General features: G+C 39.4%; 22 protein-coding genes. 9 read left to right on the forward strand and 13 right to left on the reverse strand.

All coding sequences use genetic code 11. The annotated features are described in order from the left end of the window. Positions 1 to 19: 19 nt before the first annotated feature. The gene (locus tag OW492_RS15440; RefSeq protein ID WP_290041289.1) at positions 20 to 1033 is read left to right on the forward strand and encodes a class I SAM-dependent methyltransferase; all 1014 of its coding nucleotides are present in this window, start codon (positions 20 to 22) and stop codon (positions 1031 to 1033) included. A gap of 55 nt (positions 1034 to 1088) precedes the next feature. On the opposite strand, the gene OW492_RS15445 is transcribed toward OW492_RS15440, so the two are convergent. From OW492_RS15445 to OW492_RS15475, 7 genes are all read right to left on the reverse strand, one after another. Continuing rightward, positions 1089 to 2237 (reverse strand): 5-(carboxyamino)imidazole ribonucleotide synthase, encoded by a 1149-nt coding sequence (locus OW492_RS15445; RefSeq protein WP_290041290.1) that lies wholly within the window; start codon positions 2235 to 2237, stop codon positions 1089 to 1091. A gap of 1 nt (position 2238) precedes the next feature. Further along, complete coding sequence (purE, locus tag OW492_RS15450) at positions 2239 to 2721, reverse strand: 5-(carboxyamino)imidazole ribonucleotide mutase (RefSeq protein ID WP_290041291.1); 483 nt, start codon at positions 2719 to 2721, stop codon at positions 2239 to 2241. A 176-nt stretch (positions 2722 to 2897) separates the two neighbouring features. Further along, a complete protein-coding gene (locus tag OW492_RS15455; RefSeq protein WP_290041292.1) occupies positions 2898 to 3467 on the reverse strand; it encodes a Sua5/YciO/YrdC/YwlC family protein in 570 nt (189 codons plus the stop codon). Positions 3468 to 3521: 54 nt separating this feature from the next. Continuing rightward, complete coding sequence (locus OW492_RS15460; protein WP_290041293.1) at positions 3522 to 4076, reverse strand: topoisomerase DNA-binding C4 zinc finger domain-containing protein; 555 nt, start codon at positions 4074 to 4076, stop codon at positions 3522 to 3524. Beyond that, on the reverse strand, positions 4077 to 4550 hold the full coding sequence (locus tag OW492_RS15465) for a DUF494 domain-containing protein (RefSeq protein WP_290041295.1): 474 nt from the start codon (positions 4548 to 4550) through the stop codon (positions 4077 to 4079). A 2-nt stretch (positions 4551 to 4552) separates the two neighbouring features. Continuing rightward, positions 4553 to 5467: a DNA-processing protein DprA gene (gene dprA / locus OW492_RS15470; protein ID WP_290041297.1), complete on the reverse strand. Its 915-nt coding sequence runs from the start codon at positions 5465 to 5467 to the stop codon at positions 4553 to 4555. 219 nt (positions 5468 to 5686) lie between these two features. Beyond that, on the reverse strand, positions 5687 to 6763 hold the full coding sequence (locus OW492_RS15475) for a LysM domain-containing protein (RefSeq protein WP_290041298.1): 1077 nt from the start codon (positions 6761 to 6763) through the stop codon (positions 5687 to 5689). A 94-nt stretch (positions 6764 to 6857) separates the two neighbouring features. On the opposite strand from OW492_RS15475, the gene def reads away from it, so the two are divergent. The 6 genes from def to OW492_RS15505 all read left to right on the forward strand — a co-directional run bounded on the left by def (position 6858) and on the right by OW492_RS15505 (position 13484). Further along, entirely contained in the window at positions 6858 to 7370 is a 513-nt protein-coding gene (gene def, locus OW492_RS15480) for a peptide deformylase (protein ID WP_290041300.1), read from the forward strand. Between the two features lie 29 nt (positions 7371 to 7399). Then, a complete protein-coding gene (fmt, locus tag OW492_RS15485) occupies positions 7400 to 8353 on the forward strand; it encodes a methionyl-tRNA formyltransferase (RefSeq protein WP_290041302.1) in 954 nt (317 codons plus the stop codon). 5 nt (positions 8354 to 8358) lie between these two features. Then, the gene (rsmB, locus tag OW492_RS15490; RefSeq protein ID WP_290041303.1) at positions 8359 to 9657 is read left to right on the forward strand and encodes a 16S rRNA (cytosine(967)-C(5))-methyltransferase RsmB; all 1299 of its coding nucleotides are present in this window, start codon (positions 8359 to 8361) and stop codon (positions 9655 to 9657) included. Positions 9658 to 9701: 44 nt separating this feature from the next. Beyond that, on the forward strand, positions 9702 to 11078 hold the full coding sequence (gene trkA / locus OW492_RS15495) for a Trk system potassium transporter TrkA (RefSeq protein WP_290041304.1): 1377 nt from the start codon (positions 9702 to 9704) through the stop codon (positions 11076 to 11078). 10 nt (positions 11079 to 11088) lie between these two features. Continuing rightward, positions 11089 to 12534: a TrkH family potassium uptake protein gene (locus OW492_RS15500; RefSeq protein ID WP_290041306.1), complete on the forward strand. Its 1446-nt coding sequence runs from the start codon at positions 11089 to 11091 to the stop codon at positions 12532 to 12534. 62 nt (positions 12535 to 12596) lie between these two features. Beyond that, positions 12597 to 13484, forward strand: a complete 888-nt coding sequence (locus OW492_RS15505; RefSeq protein ID WP_290041308.1) for a LysR family transcriptional regulator — start codon at positions 12597 to 12599, stop codon at positions 13482 to 13484. Here OW492_RS15505 and rmuC read toward each other — a convergent pair. Together rmuC and OW492_RS15515 are read right to left on the reverse strand one after the other, a co-directional pair. Next, a complete protein-coding gene (gene rmuC / locus OW492_RS15510; protein WP_290041309.1) occupies positions 13473 to 14861 on the reverse strand; it encodes a DNA recombination protein RmuC in 1389 nt (462 codons plus the stop codon). The genes OW492_RS15505 and rmuC overlap by 12 nt on opposite strands. A 1-nt stretch (position 14862) precedes the next feature. Further along, complete coding sequence (locus OW492_RS15515) at positions 14863 to 15114, reverse strand: hypothetical protein (protein WP_290041311.1); 252 nt, start codon at positions 15112 to 15114, stop codon at positions 14863 to 14865. 274 nt (positions 15115 to 15388) lie between these two features. Here OW492_RS15515 and glmS point away from each other — a divergent pair, with 274 nt between their 5' ends. Further along, complete coding sequence (gene glmS, locus OW492_RS15520) at positions 15389 to 17221, forward strand: glutamine--fructose-6-phosphate transaminase (isomerizing) (RefSeq protein WP_290041313.1); 1833 nt, start codon at positions 15389 to 15391, stop codon at positions 17219 to 17221. A 111-nt stretch (positions 17222 to 17332) separates the two neighbouring features. On the opposite strand, the gene OW492_RS15525 is transcribed toward glmS, so the two are convergent. After that, entirely contained in the window at positions 17333 to 18589 is a 1257-nt protein-coding gene (locus OW492_RS15525; protein WP_290041315.1) for an adenylosuccinate synthase, read from the reverse strand. Positions 18590 to 18723: 134 nt separating this feature from the next. Between OW492_RS15525 and OW492_RS15530 the strand changes: the two genes are divergently transcribed. Next, the gene (locus OW492_RS15530) at positions 18724 to 19599 is read left to right on the forward strand and encodes a LysR family transcriptional regulator (protein WP_290041317.1); all 876 of its coding nucleotides are present in this window, start codon (positions 18724 to 18726) and stop codon (positions 19597 to 19599) included. Positions 19600 to 19756: 157 nt separating this feature from the next. On the opposite strand, the gene OW492_RS15535 is transcribed toward OW492_RS15530, so the two are convergent. The 3 genes from OW492_RS15535 to OW492_RS15545 form a co-directional block, all read right to left on the reverse strand. Beyond that, entirely contained in the window at positions 19757 to 20680 is a 924-nt protein-coding gene (locus OW492_RS15535; RefSeq protein WP_290041319.1) for a GGDEF domain-containing protein, read from the reverse strand. Positions 20681 to 20850: 170 nt separating this feature from the next. Next, positions 20851 to 21762: a sensor domain-containing diguanylate cyclase gene (locus tag OW492_RS15540; RefSeq protein WP_290041321.1), complete on the reverse strand. Its 912-nt coding sequence runs from the start codon at positions 21760 to 21762 to the stop codon at positions 20851 to 20853. Between the two features lie 63 nt (positions 21763 to 21825). Beyond that, the gene (locus OW492_RS15545; RefSeq protein ID WP_290041323.1) at positions 21826 to 22110 is read right to left on the reverse strand and encodes an excalibur calcium-binding domain-containing protein; all 285 of its coding nucleotides are present in this window, start codon (positions 22108 to 22110) and stop codon (positions 21826 to 21828) included. Positions 22111 to 22318 lie beyond the last annotated feature (208 nt).

Genomic DNA, 22318 nt, shown 5'->3' on the forward strand with positions numbered 1-22318 from the left:
CTTTACTGAGTTTTTGATTATGCCAATAACTGCTTTATTAACCGCTGCCTTAGCGAAACGTGAATTCCTTATTAATAACCTTTCTGTTGAGCAACAACCTAAAACAGACTGTTTTCGTGTTTTTCATGGCACAGTAGAAGGGGTAAATGGGCTTAATATCGATCGCTACGGTGATGCCTGGTTAATTCAAACCTTTCATGAAACCTTAACTGAAGAACAGTTAACAGATATTAAAACGGTATTGTTAAGCGTTGCTGATTTACCTCTGATTTATAACGATAGGTCTAATAAAAATTCTCGTATTATTAATGAATTAGATGAAAAAGCTGACGCTTTTGCGCAAAGTGATCAAGTGATCTCTGAAAACGGCGTGTTGTTTACCAGTAAATTGCGCCATGAAGGGCAAGATCCGCTGTTATTTTTAGATATGCGTGTTGGCCGTGAATTCATGAAAAAGCACAGTCATAAAAAGAGTGTGCTAAATCTATTCTCTTACACTTGTGGAATCGGCACTGCAGCGGCAGTAGGTGGTGCAAAGCGAGTTGTGAATGTAGATTTTTCTTCCTTTGCGCTAGCTGCAGGACGTAAAAATGCGCAACTCAATGACGTAGAATCAGTTTGTCAGTTTATTCAAAGTGATGCTTTCCCTGCACTACGCCAGTTAGCTGGACTTAAGGTAACGAGTCGTAATAATAAAAAACTACCAAGCTACCCTAAAATGTCTGCTTCACAGTTTGATTTAGTCTTTTTAGATCCACCTCGTTTTGCTAAAAGTGCTTTTGGTACGGTTGATTTAGTTAATGATTACCAAAGTTTATTTAAACCTGCAGTACTAACGACTAAAACGGGCGGTACGATTATTTGTTGTAATAATGTAGCTAAAGTTGACAAGCAAGCCTGGTTTAAAAGCTTAGTGCGTTGTGTTGAAAAGCAGGGAAGAGAAGTAACAGCAGTAGAATGGTTAGACTGTCATGCTGATTTTCCTTCTTTTGATGATAATCATCCATTAAAAATCGTAGCGTTAACGCTTTAGCAGACATAAAAAAGCCGAGTTTAAAACTCGGCTTATATTCCTACATTCGCTTATATTAATTTTCTAATAAACGCTGTGCAGTCGCTTTTACACCAGGATAATCTTGCTCAGGTAGTATTTCAGCCAACTGCAGTAACTTATCTGCTAATGCAGCATCCGATTCCGCTGACACATTGATATGTCCCATTTTACGACCTGCGCGTTGTGCTTTGCCATACCAGTGGCTTTTAACATCACTGATACTCAGTACTTGTTCGCTGATATCCGCTTGCCCTAACACGTTGATCATCACACTGACTTTCTGTAGCTGAGTATCACCTAATGGTAAACCAGCAACGGCACGCATGTGGTTTTCAAATTGGCTACAAGCTGTGCCTTGTTGAGTCCAGTGACCTGAGTTATGTACACGTGGTGCAATCTCATTAACCATTAACTGACCGTCAACATCAAAGAATTCGATGGCCAATACACCCACGTAATTCATTTCTGTAGACAGTTTGTTAAATGCATCAATAGCTTGTTGTTGAATGTTAAGTTCAATCTTAGTGGCTAATGATAGCGTTAATACGCCATTAGTATGTTGATTTTCAGTCACAGGGTAGATCGCAATATTGCCCGCTTTATCACGTGCACCAATCACTGATACTTCACGGTTAAAAGGGATCATTTTCTCTGCGATGATACTATGCGGGAAATTTTCAGTTCCTGCTGCAATAAACTCAGCCATTTCAGACCAAATAGCATCTAACTGATCAACCGACTTTAAGCGCCATTGGCCTTTACCATCATAGCCCGCTTGACAGGTTTTAATCACTAATGGTAAGCCAAGTAACGATACAGAATCTACTAAGTGTTGCTTTTCTGTGATCAGCTTGTAAGGAGCGGAAGGGACGCCTGTTTTGTCAAGCAGTGCTTTTTCAATACTACGGTCACCACCAGCTTTGATTGCTGCTTTACCCGGAAAGAACTTACCGCTGTCATTACATAGAGCAAGTACGTCATCAGGTATATGCTCAAATTCACAGGTGATCACATCAACTAACGCGATAGCTTGTTCAAGAGATTGTTCATATGACTGTAATGTTAGTGGATGAAGCACTTGTTTTGAGCCAACATCATAAGCACGTACGTTTAAGTTTAACGGTGCTGCTTCTAAGCTCATCATACGTGCAAGTTGTCCTGCACCTAATACTAGAATATTCATATTAAACCGCTGGGTCTGGATTAGCTAATACTGTGTCTGTTTGCTTCTGACGGAACTCATCAACTTTAGCAAGCAGTTCTGGTTGTTGGCATGCAAGAATTTGAGTCGCTAATAATCCCGCATTGGCTGCGCCAGCTTCACCAATAGCCAGTGTACCAACGGCAACGCCTTTAGGCATTTGGCAAATTGATAATAACGAGTCAATGCCTTTAAGTGCTTTAGACTGAACTGGAACACCTAATACAGGTAAGCTAGTAAAAGCAGCAGCCATTCCCGGTAAGTGCGCAGCACCACCAGCCCCGGCAATAATTACTTTAATGCCGCGCTCAGCAGCACTAGAAGCGTAATCAGCTAGTAGTTGTGGAGTACGATGTGCAGAAACAACACGAGTTTCATATTCAACACCAAAAGAATCCAACATGTTTGCCGCGTGTTCCATGGTCGGCCAGTCAGACTTAGAGCCCATGATAATACCAACTTTCATACATACTCCTGTAATAGGGAATTATTTATAATGCGCGCGATTATATACCCGTTAGCCTACAAGATGCAAAGTTCGACTAGTTAATTAGAAGGGGGAGTTTTGAGATAAAAATATTAAAAACCTCCACATATAATCGTGAAGGTTTTGGTTCATAGAGTCATGGGTCTTGAAGTGACTTAACGTAGACGCTTACCTGTCACTGCATCATGAATTTGTGAGGGATTCTCTAAACCTGATACGGGTTGATTAACTACATAATTCAGTAATGGGTGGTTAGCAAACATCTGCTCCACTTGCTCTCCTGTAATACAAGATTTTTCACCTGATAAATTGGCGCTGGTGGAGATAATTGGCTTGCCAAATTCGTTACATATCGCTTGTACAACAGGGTGTTGAGTAACACGTACAGCTATACTGTCGAAATCACCGCTGACTAACTTAGACAGTGAAGCTTGTACAGGTACAACCCACGTAAAAGGACCTGGCCAAGTCGCCTTAATTTTATCCAGTTGCTCGGAGCTAAGTGATGAAAAGTCAGCATAGTTTTCTAACTGCTCTATATTAGCGGCAATTAAGATTAAACCTTTATGGGCAGGGCGTTGTTTTAAGTCGAGAATTTTTTGAATGGCAAGGTCGCTATCTGGGTCACAACCTAATCCAAACACGGATTCTGTTGGATAAGCAATGACACCTTCTGCTGTTAAAGCTGAAAGCGCTTGAGAAAGCTGGTTTTTATTGATTGTCATTAACAGTCCTACTTATTACTGGCTTAAGCCGTTTTAATATCAAACAGCCAATAATTATATAGGCTTACTACGATAACCACACCCTTTTTTAGGACAAAGCATACGGGTAGCGGTAGCGGTTTTTCGTTCAACTAATATTGGCCACTTACACTCAGGGCAGAACTCATTAACAGGTTTGTCATTCACCGCATATTTGCAATCGGGGTAGTTATCGCAAGCATAAAAAGTTTTCCCAAAACGCGATTGTCGGGCAACTAGATGACCTTTTTTGCAGCTTGGGCAGGCAACGTCAGCTTGCGTTTTTTCAGGTTGAGTTGTTTGTTCGGATAGTTGCGCGGTGTGTTCGCAGGTCGGGTAGTCACTACACCCAATAAATAAACCAAAGCGACCTTGTTTTAAAACCAATTCCTTTTGGCATAAAGGGCAACTTGTGCCTGTGAGCACTTTCTTTATATCACTTTTTTCGTGCAAAGGGCGTAAGTAGTCACACTCAGGGTAGGCGCTACAACCTAAGAAGGGGCCTTGTTTACCATTTCTGATATGCAATGCAGACTCACACTTTGGGCATGGTTCAGTGACTTTTTTATGGTGTGTCGTCAGGCTGCTCATTTAATGAATCAGCCCCTCTTCAAAGTCCATTACCATTGATTCTAATTGTAGGAATGCATCGTCACTTACTGGATCATTAAATAATACCATCAGAATTAACCACTTAACGTCTTCAAGAATTAATTCACCGCTATCTAATGCCATGATGCAGTCGATCACCATTTCACGGGTATGAGTGGTGAGGATTTTGGCTTCTTCTAAGTAATTAATGTAATTACGACAAGTCAGCGAAATTTGACGCTGTTCTTGCTTGTTATAAATACGGTGAGAGGTGGCTTTCTCGGCGGTCGCGCGGCTTTGAGGCTCTTGATTATGCATGTTAGCTAGATTGTCTAACCAAGCTAATGCCTTGGTTATATCAGACTTTTGAAAGCCTTCTTGCATTAATTCATCGGTCACCTCTTGCGTATCAAGCTCCATCGTTTGGTCAACTTGGATATAACTTTCAAAGAGATACATGATAATTTCGAACATAGCTAGCCTTTTAACTTAGTATAACCTTGCGGTTGGACGGTAATTATACCATTTATCTCTAATTCTATTAACTGATTTTGTAAGCTCACCACATCTAATCCACTTCGTGCTAGTAAAGTCTCAAAACTGGTTAGGTTATAATCGATTAATGCCACTAAAGGTGACTGCTTACTTACTGCTGGTGGTACTGTATTACTGGTTATTTTTGGCAACTGTAAAGCCGGAAACTCATTAATAATATCATTACACTCTAAGACTAATTTTGCTCCTTGTTGAATTAATTTTAAGCAGCCGCAAGCTTGTGGATTATCTATTGAACCTGGTAATGCAAAAACTTCTCTGTTTTGTTCATTAGCATAACGTGCTGTGATTAACGAACCACTTTTTACTGAGGCTTCAATCACTAATGTTCCCAAGCTTAACCCTGAAATAATGCGATTTCGTCGAGGAAAGTTACTTGGATAAGCAGGGGTATCAGGCCAAAACTCCGACACTAATAAACCTTGTTCACTAACTTGTTGAGCGAGCTCAAAATGTCGTTTAGGGTAAATGTTATTTAAACCAGTACCTAAAACAGCAATGGTTGAGCCTAGACCTTTTAAGGCGCCTTTATGTGCCATACCATCAACACCAATGGCTAACCCACTGGTAACTGTTAAGCCAATGTTAGACAATTGCTGTGCAAGATCGTGTGCTTTCTCCTGCCCATAGGGGGTACAGCTTCTGCTACCCACAATAGCGATTTGTGGCGCATTAAGCAGTGCGATATTCCCTTTAACAAATAACAACAAAGGACCACTACTAATTTGCTTCAATAGTGCGGGGTAGTTTGGATCGTCATAACTAATAATATATTGATTAAGTAAAGGCTGATGCCAAGACAAACATTGTTCAATATGCGCTTGGTTAGGATGCAAAAAGGCATTAATTTGCGCTTCATTTAACTTAAGCTTAGCTAATTGTGCCGCATCGAGTTGAAACAGTGATTGGATAGAATAATGTGCAAGTAACGAAAATATTTTACGTTTTTGTATTGCTGGAATAGCATCAAGTGCTATCCAGCAATAAAGAGGATTATTGGTTATATCATCTTCAAATAATGAACCTTGAATAGTAACCTACCTTAATAAAAAGGCTTAAAACGCTAGCCCTTCAATTTTATATGTCGAGCCTATAACATCAGTACCACGCATTAAAATCGCAATACTTAGTTTTTCATAGACTTTAAATACCATTAATTCACCCACACGTTCTGCTGGTAGGGTTAAATCAGGATCGCCGATTTGGTCAAAGGCATCACCATCATCTTGATAAATTATGTCATCATTTACCAGAATGGCTTGTCCTGAGCGTAAAATAGAGAACATTGAACCGATCTCTACGTCATCTCGTGACCCTTTATCAATCACCACAACATCCCATTTACCAATTGCTGATGGCCCATTTAACGATGATAAAATGTGACCTTTTAATGATTTACTTACTGGCTTAGGAATGAAATAAGCTGGTAATGTTTCATATTCAGGAATCGGCAAGATTAAGTCACCTTGGCGCGCTTCTCTAGAGCTTCTAATCAAGCTTAGTGGAGTTACCTTATCTGTTTTATCAACATTAGGGCTTTGTGACACTTGCGCTTGACCGATAAAGAGTAGTTCAGAGCCTAAATTTTCGCTATATTTTCCCTTGAAGTTATCGCCTAAACGGTAGATTCCATACAATTTATTCTCATCATATTGGCCTTGACCGTAAAAAATATCACCTTCAAAGAAACGTGGCGAACCAACTGCATCGCCTAATACTTTAGGTGAATCCTCTACTAACTCAGGCGCAATAACATGGTCTTTTGTTAAAAAGGCTGACAATCTATTCAGTGGAATGATAGGAATAGCTTGGTCTTTATCTTGAATGCGTGGTGTTGGAGAAAGCTTTTTAAGGCGTTTACGGGATAGTCGTGGTTCACCATCAACCCAGATAAGATTTAATACATCACCAGGGTAAATAAGGTGTGGATTTTCAATTTGGTTGTTGTTTTCCCATAGACGAGGCCATAACCAGGGACTATTTAAAAACAGTGCTGAGATGTCCCATAGTGTATCTCCTTTTTTCACTGTATATGTTTCTGGATGATCTGCTTTTAGTTTCAGCGTGTCAGCAAGCGCCGTCATTGATAACACAACACCAATGAGGAGCGATGCAATAAGTTTTAATTTCATAACAATCCTTGCTCTGTGATTAATAAAACTGTTTTTTATAATAGGAAATGACTAGAATTAACTTTTTAACATTAATTATGAGAGCGATAATACCATGGCTTTACTCGAAGTATTACATTTTCCAGATGATCGTTTAAGAACGGTTGCTAAACCTGTCGAAGAGATCACCCCTGAAATCAAGCAATTCGCTGCAGATATGATTGAAACCATGTATGACGAAGATGGTGTCGGCCTTGCTGCAACGCAAGTAAATGTACATCAACGTATTGTGGTTATTGATGTCTCTGCTGAACGCAATCAACCACTAGTATTGATCAACCCAACTATTTTAGAAAGTGATGGTGTTGAAATTTCTGAAGAAGGTTGTCTATCTGTACCAGAAACTAATGCTGAAGTGCAACGTGCTGAATTTGTTACTTTAGAATATCAAGATTTAGATGGTGAAACACAAGTTGTTAAAGCTGACGGTTTATTTGCGGTATGTATTCAACATGAATTAGATCATTTAAAAGGTAAACTATTCATTGATTACCTTTCACCGTTTAAGCAAAAGCGCGTTAAAGCAAAATTAGAAAAACTAAAACGTCAGCAGAAAAAATTCTCATAATTATTCATTCAACGGTTTAAGGTTATTTTGTGGAAAAACTAAAACTCATTTTTGCAGGCACCCCTGATTTTGCTGCTAACCATTTGCAAGCATTGATTGATGCTAAGTTTGATATAGTCGGAGTATATAGTCAGCCTGACCGCCCAGCTGGGCGTGGCAAAAAACTCACGGCTAGCGCTGTTAAAGAAGTGGCTTTAGCGAATGATATTGCAGTTTATCAACCAGAAAACTTTAAACAAGCTGAGAGTGTTGAGCAATTAGCTTCATTAAATGCAGATTTAATGATCGTCGTCGCTTATGGTTTAATTTTACCAACTAGCGTGTTAACTACACCTCGCTTAGGTTGTTTAAACGTACACGGCTCATTATTGCCAAGATGGCGAGGGGCTGCACCTTTCCAACGCGCCATTTGGGCAGGCGATAAAGAAACAGGTGTGACCATCATGCAAATGGACGAAGGTTTAGATACTGGAGACATGCTGAAAAAAGTCAGCTGCCCGATTGATGCCCATGAAACTAGTGCCTCTTTATATGCAAAAGTCGCAGAGCAAGCACCGTCAGTATTGATTGATACTATTAAACAGTTACAAGCTGGTGAATTAGTTGCTGAAAAGCAAGACGAAAGCGCTGCGACCTACGCTAAAAAATTAAGTAAAGCAGAAGCTCAAATCAATTGGCAAGATGAAGCGCAATTTATCGATCGCTGTATTCGTGCCTTCAATCCTTGGCCTATTAGCCACTTTCAATGGGCAGGACAGGTAATAAAAGTACACCAAGCTAAACTTATTGACGCTGAGACAACTGCATCAGCTGGCTCGGTAATAAAAGTCGATAAACAAGGTATTCAAGTTGCGACGGGCAAAGGTGTTTTAAATTTAGAAGTTATCCAATTAGCAGGCAAAAAAGCGATGCCTGTCGCGGATGTTTTAAACTCTCGTCATGATCTGTTTAGTACATCAAGCAACTTACTCGAACAAGGTTAATAATAATGAATGTACGTGCGATTGCCGCTAAAGTATTAAATCAAGTGGTAGAAAAGGGGCAATCGTTATCACAAGCATTGCCAGCCATACAACAAGAGCTCACACCTAAAGATAAAGGGCTAGTACAAATGCTCTGTTACGGTGTACTACGTACTTTGCCTCGCTTAGATTTCTTTTGTCGCTCATTAATGAAAAAACCATTAACGGGTAAACAACGTGATTTGCACTTTTTAATTTTAGTAGGAATGTATCAATTACTGTATACCCGTATTCCAAGCCATGCGGCAGTAGGTGAAACAGTAAATGGTGCAAAAGCACTAAAGAAACCAGCCTTAAAAGGGATGATTAATGGCGTATTAAGAAGTTTTTTACGTGAACAAGAAGCCTTGATTGAGCAAGCAGATCAACAACCTGCTTTATTATATTGCCACCCAAGCTGGTTAGTTAAACGTCTGCAGGCAGCCTATGGTGAAGAAAAAGCCGCCGAGATAATGACTGAAAACAACCAACAAGCACCGATGTGGTTACGTGTTAATGCGCGTTTTCATGATCGTGAGCAATACCTTGCATTATTAACAGCGCAAGATAAGCAAGCTGAAGGTACTGATAACAATGACAATGCGCTTTGTTTAGAAAGTGCTTGTGATGTTTATCAATTACCTGGCTTTGAAGATGGCTGGGTGTCTGTGCAAGATGGGGCGGCACAGTTAGCGGCACATTATTTAGAAGCGCAACCAAATGAGCTGATTTTAGATGCATGTTCAGCACCGGGAGGTAAAACTGTTCACACATTAGAGCTACAACCTGAGCTTAAACAGATGGTTGCCGTGGACTTTGATGAGAAACGTTTATTGCGCGTGCAGGAAAACCTTGATCGATTAAATCTACAAGCAACCGTGATCCATGGTGATGCCTCTAAGCCAGACGAATGGTGGTCAGGTGAACAGTTTGACCGTATATTATGCGATGCACCTTGTAGTGCAACAGGTGTGATCCGTCGTCACCCAGATATCCGTTGGTTACGTCGTGATAGTGATATCAATGACCTAGTATCATTGCAACAAGATATTCTGCAGGCATTATGGAAAAAACTGAAACCGGGTGGGGTATTATTATATGCAACATGCTCAATTTTACCCGATGAAAATGATTTACAAATCGAACGTTTTTTAGCATCCACTAGTGATGCCTCATTGATTCCTTTATCAAGTAAGGTCAATGACACGGTTTGTCAGCGTCAAATTTTGCCAAATGAGCAAAAAATGGATGGTTTCTATTACGCGAAACTACAAAAAGCGTTATAAAACGATATCAACGACAATAGTCTATCGATAACTAGTGAGACGAAATGAAAATTATTATTTTAGGTGCAGGACAAGTAGGCGCTTCTTTAGCTGAAAATTTAGTTGGCGAAAATAACGATATCACAGTGGTTGATGAAAACCATGAAGCCTTACAAGAGTTACAAGACCGTTTTGATTTACGTGTAATACAAGGTAGTGCGTCGTGTCCTACTACGTTAGGCAATGCTGGAGCAGTGGATGCTGATATGTTGATCGCTGTGACCAATAGCGATGAAATCAACATGGTTGCCTGTCAAATTGCGTTTACCTTATTTAACGTGCCTAAAAAAATAGCCCGTATTCGCTCACAAACCGTGGTGATGCATGAACAAGAGTTATTTAATAAAGATGCCTTTCCAATTGACCACATTATAGCACCTGAGAAGTTAGTAAGTGATTACATTGCTCAGTTGATTGAGTATCCAGGGGCTCTGCAAGTGGCTAACTTTGCTAATGGTAAAGTAGGTTTAGTTGCTATTCGTGCTTATTACGGTGGTTCGCTGGTGGGTAATGCTATTTCAGCATTAAAAGAGCATATGCCTAATATCGAAGCACGTGTCGCTGCCATTTTTAGACGTGGTAAAGCGATTCGTCCACAGGGCACTACGATTATTGAAGCTGATGATGAAGTGTTCTTTATCACCGCCAGCCCAAATATTCGCGCGATCATGGGGGAGATGCAGAAACTAGAGCATCCTTATAAGCGTATTATGATTGTTGGCGGTGGGTATATTGGTGAAAGCCTTGCGAAACGTTTGGAAAAAGAAAATTCGGTCAAACTGATTGAAAAAAACTTCCGACGTGCAGAGCACTTATCTGAAACCTTATCTAATACCATTGTTTTCTGTGGTGATTCATCAGATCAAGACCTGTTATTAGAAGAGCATATCGATCAAACAGATTTGTTTATTACTGTGACCAATGACGATGAAGCGAATATCATGTCTGCGATGCTAGCGAAGCGTCTTGGTGCTCGTAAAGCTATGGTACTGATTCAACGTACTGCCTATGTTGACTTGATCCAAGGTAATATTTTGGATATTGCTATTTCCCCACAACAAGCGACGTTATCCGCGCTGTTAACCCATGTACGTAAAGCTGATTTAAAACACGTTTATTCATTACGCGAAGGCTTAGCTGAAGCCATTGAAATTGTTGCTCGTGGCGATAATATGACATCAAAAGTAGTGGGCAAAGAGATTTCACAATTAAAACTACCAAAAGGAACCAGTGTTGGTGCGATTGTACGTGAAGAACAAGTATTAATTGCCCATGATGATACCGTGATAGAAACTGATGACCACGTGATCCTATTCCTAGTGAATAAGAAGTACATCAGTGATATCGAAAAACTATTCCAACCTAGTCCGTTCTTCCTGTAAGCAGTAAACAATGACTTATCGTCCACTGTTTTTTATTACTGGACTAGTACTGTCAAAAATGGCAGTGTTTATGTACTTCCCGATGATATTGGCTTTTTACACCGCTACCTTTGGTGGTATGGAATTTTTATTATCGATAGTGATCACTCACCTTGCTTCAATCGTTTTCTTATATTTTGGTGGTGAGAAACAACGTTCTCATCTAGGTGTCAGGGAGATGTTCCTACTCACCACGGGAGTATGGATTCTGGCGAGCTTATTTGCCGCGTTACCCTTTGTATTTATAGAGCATATTAGTTATAGCGATGCCTTTTTTGAGACCATGTCTGGCATCACTACTACTGGTAGTACCGTATTACATGGCTTAGATTCCATGCATCATAGTATTCTACTTTGGCGTTCAATTTTACAATGGTTAGGTGGCGTTGGTTTTATCGTGATGGGGGTTGCGATTTTACCTTTCTTAAATGTGGGTGGTATGCGCTTATTCCAAACGGAATCTTCAGATTGGTCTGAAAAGTCTGCATCTAAAACGCGCCAGGTTGCCTTGGATATTTTAATGGTTTATATCACCCTAACCATCGCTTGTTATATTGGTTATCGTTTATCTGGAATGGAAAATTTTGATGCGGTTAACCATGCCATGACCACTATCTCTACGGGGGGTTACTCAACCTCCGATAGTTCTATGGGGCACTTCTCTCATTTTGCTCATTGGAATGCTATTGTTTTCATGTTTTTAGGCGGCATACCTTTTCTCTTAATGATTAAAAGTATGCAGCAAAAGTCTTTAACACCATTGTGGCAAGATGCGCAAATACAAGGTTTTGCTAAGTTAATTATTGCTTGTACCTTAAGCTTAACAGTCTACCTTGTTAATTCTGGGCAGTTTATGTGGTTAGATGCCTTGCGTTTAAGTATGTTTAATGTGGTCTCTGTCATTACGACAACAGGCTTTGGTTTAGATGACTTCTTAACTTGGGGTGACTTTAGTGTTGTGGTGTTTGCTGGGTTATTATTTTCAGGGGCATGTTCAGGCTCAACATCTGGTGGCATTAAAATTTTTCGTTTTCAAATTGCCTTTAGTTTATTACAACGTCAACTGATGCTACTAATGCATCCACATGCGTTATTCCCTCAAAAATACAATAATCGTAAAGTCAGTGATGAGATTTTACGTTCTTTAGTTGCGTTTATTCTCGCTTATATGGCGACGATTGCTGTGTCCACGTTATTGTTAACCGCATTTGGCTCAGAGGCTATGATTTCTCTAACTGCTTCTATAACCGCAGTATCAAATGTTGGACCTGGGTTAGTGCCTGCAATCGGTCCATCAGGTAATTTTGCTGACTTTCCTAATGCATCGAAATGGGTGTTATCGATTGGAATGTTAATGGGACGCTTAGAGATTTTGACCGTTGCCGTGATGCTGACACGACACTTCTGGCGTCGTTAAATTTTTGGATTCCTTCAACTTATATATGCTTCAACATTACGCGTTCGCTGCAAAGGTAAATGATGATTAATCAAAAACATTTAAATACATTTATAACACTAGCGGAAACTCGCCATTTCACTCAAACGGCAGAGCGTTTATTCATGACGCAGCCTGGTGTGACGCAACATATTAAAAAACTTGAGAAGCACTTTAATACTTTGTTGTTAGAGCGTTATGGTAAACAGTTTGAGTTAACCTTAGCGGGTGAGAAACTTTATCAAACTGCATTAACCATGCGTGAGCTAGAAGCGCAGTTAAACGAACAAATTAACCATGATGAAATGACCAAAGGGATATGCTCAATAGCCTGTTCTGGCGCATTAGCTAACCTGTTGTATCCTCACTTTGTTCAACAACAGACTATTCATCCTGAGTTGAGTGTATTTGTTGAAGCTGCACCCAATAAGAACATCATTGCTGATTTGCTAAGTAACAAAGTTGATCTAGGCATTGTGACCATAGAAAGCTCTCATGAACAACTCAAGCAAACCTTAGTGGGAGTTGAAGAGCTACAGCTGGTGTTGCCGGCAAGTGTGAAGCTTGAAGGTGCATTTAGTTTTGAGGATTTGAACCAAATTGGCTTTATCAACCACCCAGACGGACTGCACTTTGCTGAAAAGGTGTTATCGGTTAATTTTAAAGCAGATTATAAAGGTCCAAACAGCTTAACGATTAAAGGTTATGTTAATCAACTGCAACAGATTCTATTACCGGTAGCGAAAGGGGTTGGTTATACCGTCTTAGCAAAAAGCACCGTTGAGCAATTTCAGCAACAATCATTATTGCAAGTCTTACCATTACAGCATGTTATTCAAGATTCGCTGTATTTAACGCAGAAGCGTTACCGTCAGTTACCTGCGCGTTATCAATGGTTTGAAGATACAATCAAAACGTTGTTAAGTGATTGAATTATTGTCGCTATTGGTACTGTTAGCCGGGTCACTTAACTGGTTATTGTCGGCGGTTAACTTATCCGCAATAGGGCGCTTAATAGGTACTCCAAGTCCCTTTAATTGCTCTGCTTGTTGAATCACATTACCACGACCATCACTTAGCTGTTTTAAAGCACTTTGGTAAGTTTTTTGAGCCTTATCTATCTGTGAGCCAACTTCTAAAAAGTTATCACTGAACAGGCGTAATTTATCGTATAGCTTGCTTGCTTGTTGTGCTATCAATTGGCCATTTTTTTCTTGGCGTTCAAAGCGCCATAGATTCTCGATAGTGCGTAGGGCAATCATCAAGTTGCTTGGACTAGCCAGTAAGATGTTATTATCCAATGCCAATTGCACTAAACTTGGATCATGCTCCAAAGCCACAATAAAAGCAGGTTCAACGGCCACAAACAGTAATACATAATCTAAAGTATTCGCGCCAATTAAATCTTGGTAATCTTTTTTCCCTAAGCCTTTAATATGTTGTCTTATCGACAAACAATGTGCGTCAATCGCTTGTTTTTGCTCGCCAACATCTTGGCTATTAAAATAACGTTCATAAGCCACTAAAGACACTTTAGAGTCGATAATGATATTGCGGTTTTGTGGTAAGTTAACAATCACGTCAGGTAAAAAACGTTGGCCTTTACTGTCTTTTAAATTGACCTGAGTTTGGTATTCATGGCCTTCACGTAACCCCGAATTTTCTAAAATACGCTGTAGAACGACTTCACCCCAATTACCTTGCTGTTTGTTATCACCTTTTAAGGCATTCGTTAAGTTTTGTGTTTCTTGATGCATCAAACTATTCAAATTCGCGAGTTGATCGATTTCTCGTTTTAAATTAAAGCGCTCTTTACTTTCATTGATGTAACAATCGCTGACTTGTTTTTTAAAGCCTTCTAACTGCGTGCTTAATGGGTCCAGCAGCTGTTTAATTGATTGTTCATTTAATTGTTTAAACTGTGTCGATTTATCGTTAAAGATACGTTGTGATAACACTTCAAATTGTTGGCTTAACTTCGCTTCAGTTGCCTGTTGATCGCGCAAACGTTGTTCACCTGCTTGTAAGCGAATGTCCGATTCTCTGACTCGTGTTGTTAGTTTATTAGCCTGCATTTGTAAGCTTTCATTATGTAATGATAAATCGCGCACTTTATCTTCAAGTATTTGGTTTTGCTGCTCTTGCTGCGCTAAATGCTGCTCGGTGAGTTTCAAAGTTAGATATTGCTCTGCCTGTTGGCTTTTAACATTCGATAATCTGTTGAATACTAATAACAGCAGTACAATAAAAACAATGATGAAAATTGTTAATACAGCAAAAATATTGTCGGTTAATAACGCCACAGACATACTAGTATTCCATTTTTTTCAGCGCACTGATCACATGAGGGTTAAGCCTGTTCCAACACAGTAAGAAAGTTAAATAAATACCGATAATGCCCCATTTATGTAAATTCTTACCTTGGTCTAAATCAGAAAAAACAAAAGGTCCATAATAGGTATCTACTATCTCTACATAAATCGCCATAATAATTGGCAAAATCAATACTGTTAATAACTTCCAAACAAGAGATAAGGCTTTGGTGAGTGGATGATTGAGCATGATATTTCCAACAGAGAATAAATGAACTGTAACTTTAAACAGTAATGTTATAGAAGTGAATAGATAAGTGTAAAAATAGCGATGTTTAGGTGATATCAATAAATAAAATATACGTGTTTTTTGCGCTTTTTTACTGGTTGTGTTTGTTTTTACGCATATTTGCTTGTGTTTTCTTTTTTATTTGCATGTTTTAGCTGTTTTTATGATGATCTTTTAGAATAAATGCACTAAAGTATGCGTTAATTAATTTTTAACTAACTATCTGGGGAAGTGTATGTGCGGTATCGTTGGTGCAATTGCGCAAAGAGAAGTATCTGAAATCCTAATCGAAGGTCTAAAAAAATTAGAGTATCGTGGTTACGACTCTGCAGGTGTTGCTGTTGTTGATAGCGAAGGTAAATTAACCCGTGTACGTCGCTTAGGCAAAGTAAAAGAGCTAGCAGATGCTGTTGATGAAATGAATGCAATGGGTGGAACTGGTATTGCACACACACGTTGGGCAACCCACGGCGAACCATCAGAAGCGAATGCACATCCACATGTTTCTGCCAATATCTCCATTGTACATAACGGTATTATCGAAAATCATGAAACGCTGCGCGCATTATTACAAGAACGCGGTTACATCTTCAATTCCCAAACAGATACAGAAGTGATTGCACACCTTGTGGAATGGGAGCTAAGAAGCTCTAAATCACTACGTGAAGCGGTACAAAAAACCGTTCTTCAATTAGAAGGTGCTTACGGTATGGTGGCGCTTGATAGCCGTGACCCATCACGTTTAGTCGTTGCTCGTTCTGGTAGCCCATTAGTTATAGGCCATGGTATTGGTGAGAACTTCCTTGCTTCTGACCAACTCGCATTATTAAACGTTACTCGCCGTTTTACTTACCTCGAAGAAGGCGATGTTGCAGAAATTACACGTCGTGAAGTGGCTATTTTTGATAAAAAAGGTAATGCCGTTGAACGTGAAATGGTTGAATCTAATGTGGAGCACGATGCTGGTAGCAAAGGTAAATATCGTCATTTCATGCAAAAAGAAATTTTTGAGCAGCCAAGTGCTTTAATCAGTGCATTAGAAGGCCGTATTAATGACGATAGCATTCTTGTTGAAAGCATTGGTAACGGTGCAAAAGAGATTCTAGCGAAAGTGCAGCATGTGCAAATCATTGCTTGTGGTACATCATACAATTCAGGTATGGCCGCTCGTTACTGGTTTGAGTCTGTTGCTGGCGTGAGCTGTGATGTGGAAATTGCATCTGAATTCCGTTACCGCGACTTTGTTGTTAGACCAAACAGTTTACTATTAACACTTTCTCAATCGGGTGAAACCGCTGATACCTTAGCGGCTTTACGTTTAGCAAAAGAGAAAGGTTACATGTCAGCAATGTCTATTTGTAATGTATCTGGTTCTTCATTAGTACGTGAATCAGATCTAGCCTTTATGACGCGAGCAGGGACTGAGATTGGTGTCGCATCAACGAAAGCTTTCACCACACAATTGGCTGCTATGCTTATCTTGGTGACGGCCATTGGTAAAGAACAAGGTACAGTCAATGCTCAAAAAGAAGCAGATATCGTACGTGCTTTACATTCATTACCTGCACAAATTGAAAAAGCGTTAGCGTTTGATAAAGAGATAGAAGCATTAGCTTCTGACTTTGCTGATAAACACCATACATTATTCCTAGGCCGTGGAGAATATTACCCAATTGCCATGGAAGCAGCGTTAAAATTAAAAGAGATCTCTTATATTCACGCAGAAGCTTATGCAGCAGGTGAGTTAAAACATGGGCCATTGGCGCTTGTTGATGCAGATATGCCCGTTGTTGTTGTTGCTCCTAACAATGACTTGTTAGAGAAACTAAAATCAAACGTTGAAGAAGTACGTGCTCGAGGCGGTTTACTTTATGTGTTCGCTGATGAAAATTCTGGTTTTGAAGCGTGTGACGGAATGAAAATTATTTCACTGCCACATGTCGATCCAATCATCGCACCGATTTTCCACACCGTACCAATGCAGTTGTTGTCATACCACATTGCGCTAATCAAAGGTACTGACGTAGACCAACCACGTAACCTAGCTAAGGCTGTGACGGTGGAATAGTTTTTAAAGGGTAAACCTTTATTAAATTCATTAAAAAACCGACGAAAGTCGGTTTTTTGTTTTCTACCGCCACTTAACACTTAATAGCGTGAAATGTCATTACAGCAATGACTATCGAATAATCATTTGCTCGCGTTCTGGACCGACAGATACCATGCTCACTGGTACACCCATTAGCTCTTCAATGCGAGTTACGTAGTTTTGTGCTGCGATTGGTAGGCTTTCAAAGGTACGGCAACCGCTGATATCTTCACTCCAGCTTTGCATTTGTTCATAAACAGGTGTTAATGATGCTGTTTGTGGCCAAATTGGGTTTTCTGGGTGTTGCCCTTCATAGGCAACACAGATTTTTAAATCTGCCATGCCTGATAAACAGTCGATTTTCGTTAATGCAATTTCAGTGGCGGCTTGTAACTCAACACCATTGCGCGTGGCAACGGCATCAAAAAATCCCATATCTCGTGGGCGACCTGTTACTGCGCCATACTCATTGGCACTTTCACGGAAGTTATCCTGATGCTCCATGGCTGTTACTAGTGTACCTGTGCCCACTGATGAGCTAAATGATTTTGCTACGGCAACAACACGCTCTGGGTATAGCGCTGGTAAACCACTGCCGATACCTGCGTAAGCGGCAGTTACATTCGATGAGGTTGTCCAAGGGTATTCGCCGTAGACTAAGTCTCTACCCGCGCCCAGTTGTGCTTCAAATACTAGGTTAGCTTTCTCTTTTTGTAGCACTTTTAGTGGTTCTGTTACGTTACAAATAAATTGACGCCAAGGTGCAGTCACTTCTAATAGCCAGTTAGTCATCTCTTCTGCTGTTTGATTAAATTCACAGTCAGGGTAAAGCGCTTTTAATTGAGGCAGCTTCCAATCCAGTAGGAATTGAATACGCTGTTGTAGTACTTCAGGCTGTTTTAACCAACCTACCAAAATACCTTTTTTCATCACACGGTCGCCGTAAGCCGGTGCGATACCTTGTCTTGTTGAGCCGTAGGCTGCATCACCAAGACGTTGCTCTTCTAAGGTATCTTCTAATGCGTGTAACGGTAGACACAGCGTTGCGCGGTCTGATATAGATAGTTTTACATCAATGTTTGCTTGTTTAACTTCGTTGATCTCTTCGGTTAATGCAGCAGGACTGATCACCATACCAGGGCCAAGTACCGCTAAACAATTTGGGTTAAAGATGCCACTTGGTAACTGGTGTAACTTAAAGGTACCAAAATCATTAACCACCGTATGGCCTGCATTATTACCGCCTTGGAAACGTATACTTGCGCTTGCATCTTCTGCTAAAAAATCAACGATACGACCTTTACCTTCGTCGCCCCAGTTTGCGCCTACAACTACTATTGATGTCATGCTTTACCCCTTGAATGATAAAAAAGGTATGCTACACAATCAAAGTTAATATGGTAAATTAATAATAGTTATCACTTTAATAAGAAATCCATATGATTTTGCGTGTGTTAAATTGAAAGGATAGAGATTACATTATGCTTGATATTAACTGGTTAAAAACCTTTGTAACCTTAGCTGAGTTACAACACTTTGGTAAATCAGCTATCGCCCTACATATGACACAGCCTAATGTCAGTTTGCATTTAAAACAGTTAGAGAAAGTAACGCGTACTAAGTTGATTGAGCGTAGTCCTTTTAGGTTAACTCAAGCGGGACAGCGTTTATTAAAAAGCAGCCAAAAAACCTTACAGGAATTAAAGGTTTGCCAAGCAGATATTAATGCTTTGAATGACCTTCACCAAGGTACCTTGACCATTGCTGCTAGTGACATTATTTCCAGAGCTTTGTTGATTGAGCCCTTTCAATTATTTAAACAAGCGTATCCCAATATAGATCTTGCTTTGTTTAATACCACTTCTTCACAGGCTTCATCATTAGTGAAAAGCGCAGATGCTGAATTAGGCTTTGTGATCGAGCAGAAAGAAAGTTTACCTTTACATTTTAGTGAGTTAAAAGCGGTACATTGGTGTGCCGTTGGCCATCAATTAGCCTTAGTACAAGGTGAAGTGATACAAAAAGATAGTGCTGACCTGCCGACTTTAATCTTATTAGGACACGATACAAGAACCCGTGATTTGATTGATCTTGCTTTACCTTCTTTAAATATTCCGCGTTATCGAATCATGGAAGTAGGCAGTGTCGATGCCCAATTAGACTGGGCTGAAGCAGGATTTGGTACGGCTATTGTGCCTGACTTCTCATTAGACAGCAGACCTCATTTAAAATCGGAAGTGGTGACTTTAGTAGATTTCCCTTGCACCAGTTTGGGCTACGTGGTGCGTAAAAACCAAATTTTATCAAAAGCAGTTAAGCATCTTTTAAGGTTGGTGGGTGATAAGATCACAACTTAATGCTGCTATCTCATCATGCTAATAGTATTGTTGTAAGTTTGGCATATGGCGCGTTATTTTCTTCAATTTACATTTTAAACTAAGCCATTTTTGTGATTAACCATTTAGCGCCTTTACTTAATGATGGAGTCAAACAGTGTGTGGCTTATTGGCTTCTTTATGGCAGCTTATAATAAACACAGTTTCTACCTAAGGCTTTGGCTTTATACAAAGCCTTATCAGCAGCATTGATTAGTTTATCTAAATTCCATTTATTAAATGTATCTGTATGTACTACACCAATGCTTACAGTGAAACTAATATGGTGACCTGCAAATTGGTTTTTGCTGGCTTCGATACTGCTGCGTAACTGCTCTGCTAAATCAATTAATTGCTTATGTTCAATACCTGCACAGGCGACTAAAAACTCTTCTCCTCCCATGCGAATTAGCTGATGCTCACTTGAAAGTGTCTCTACAATAATTTTCACCATTTTTTGTAAACCTAGGTCACCAACATGGTGCCCATAGTTATCATTGATCAGTTTAAACTTGTCGACATCAATGGCTAATAAGCCGCCTTTAAATGAAGCTTGTTCAAATAAAGTAGGTAATTGGATATCTAAGGCTCGTCGATTATTACAACCTGTTAGCGGGTCGGTATTAACCATGTTTTCTAATTGCTCAGACTGTTCTTTAAGTTTGGTTTGATTAATTATCAACTGTTGATTCATTACCGTAACATCGGTGATATCGTAAATGGTGCCTACTAAATAAACGTCTCCACTGGCCATCGTAAGGCGGCTTTTTCGAGTGATCACTTCACGTTGATCTCCGTTACTATCAAACACCGATTCATAGGCTTCATCTATTTCACCGGTTTCGAGTACACGCAAATCGCCGCCATTACATTGCGCAACTTGTCGATCAACAAATACTTCCTTATCTAGTTGTCCTAACACATCTACTCGATTAACCTGGAATAATGCTTCAAAGGCTTTGTTTATGAAAATATATCGATGGTGGCTATCTTTGATTAGTACCGGGGTAGGTAAAATCTCCATTACTTCTTTAAATAAAGTAAAATCAGTAACTTGATGCATTGAAAGGCTCCTAGACTGGATATCGATGTAGCTGGAGAGTTTAAAATAATGGCAATTATTACAATGTAGCTACAATTACCGTTAAATCAAAAAAAATATAACTTTAGTGTTATATTCTTGACTATGTACTAAGTTTTATCAAGAGGCATGTAACGAAATTATAAATTAAGTTAACTTTCTAAGCGGTTTCTCCCTCTTTTTTTAGCTTTATAAAGCATATTGTCTGCTTGGTGAATTAATATTCTTTCATGGGCTCCAAAGCTTGGGTAGATGGTTGATAAACCAATACTAGCGGTTAAATAAGATTGAGTAGTAGAACTTGGGTTCGCTATGTCTAGGTGGGCTATCTCTTCTAAAAGACTGATCAGTAATGCTTGTGCTTCTGTTATTGAAGTATTACCTAAAACAATAGCAAATTCTTCGCCACCATAACGAGCACAGATATCACTTGAACGATTAACAAATTGTTTAAGTAACTGTCCTATCTTTATTAAGCATTGGTCACCATGTTGATGCCCATAGGTATCGTTGAGTAATTTAAAATGATCTAAGTCGATGATTGCTAGGCTAATTGGTAACTCTAACCTTAGGCATCTTCGCCATTCCGCATTTAAAAACTCATCAAAATAACGGCGGTTGGCAATATTCGTTAAGCCATCCATCCTAGCTAAGTTTCTTACTTTTTCTTCGGCAAGTTTACGTTCACTGATATTATGATGGGAAATAACAAAATAGGGAACTTGTTCAAATACAAGGGGGGTTACTCGCATCATAAACCAACGGTTTTGTTTTGGACTATGGCATGGATACTCGAAATAGAAGCTTTCAATAGTTTGGTCAATAACACTTCTAATACCTTGTGCTACCTGAGCTCCATAGTCATCGTGAACTTCACTGGCTTTATCGCAAGCTTCAATATAATTAACACCTAACCACGTTTCTTTAATCAAGCAACCATTTTGAGCAGCAAACGCCGTCCAGCTTTTATTCACATATTGGATCGTACCTGTACTATCAATTACCGTAATATGGTCTGCTATTGAATCCAGTATTAAGCTTAGAAATCCTTTAATATCTTTCATGCGGTTACTCGCTATTTTGTATCTTTCATCCTGAAAAATACCCACTAACTTTATTGTTTACACTTAATTACACCATTGACGCTCACAGGGAACTCCGTCATGGTTCCCATCCATTTTAGTATTAGGGCAGTGCTCAATAAAGAACGTTGCTTCTTCACATGAATGCATTTCACTGCAATACTGACGACCATCACATGAATATTGCTGTTTATGGCTCTTAAAATTACTTAATTTTACAGGTTTATTTAGCTGTTCAATATCTGCATTGGTGATAACAGGGACGTTGTATTTTTGATAAATTTGGTTTGCTGCGATACCAATCAATATTAATATTAATAGTTTTTTCATCTTTTCAAAGTACCTTCATTTTTATGAAAAATGTAGATTACCTTTGGCATTAAAAGATGCAATTATATTTTTTGTTTTATTTTGATGTAACTATAATTAAGATCTATAAATAATCAATTGGTGGTATCTTTTTTGTTTGGGGTGTATCACGCAAATGAGTTATAAAATATCCAGCTATTGCTCTTTTCCATCTTGGATTAACATTATA

Origin of the sequence: Psychromonas sp. 14N.309.X.WAT.B.A12 (assembly GCF_030397575.1) — a bacterium.
Taxonomy (GTDB): Bacteria; Pseudomonadota; Gammaproteobacteria; order Enterobacterales; family Psychromonadaceae; genus Psychromonas.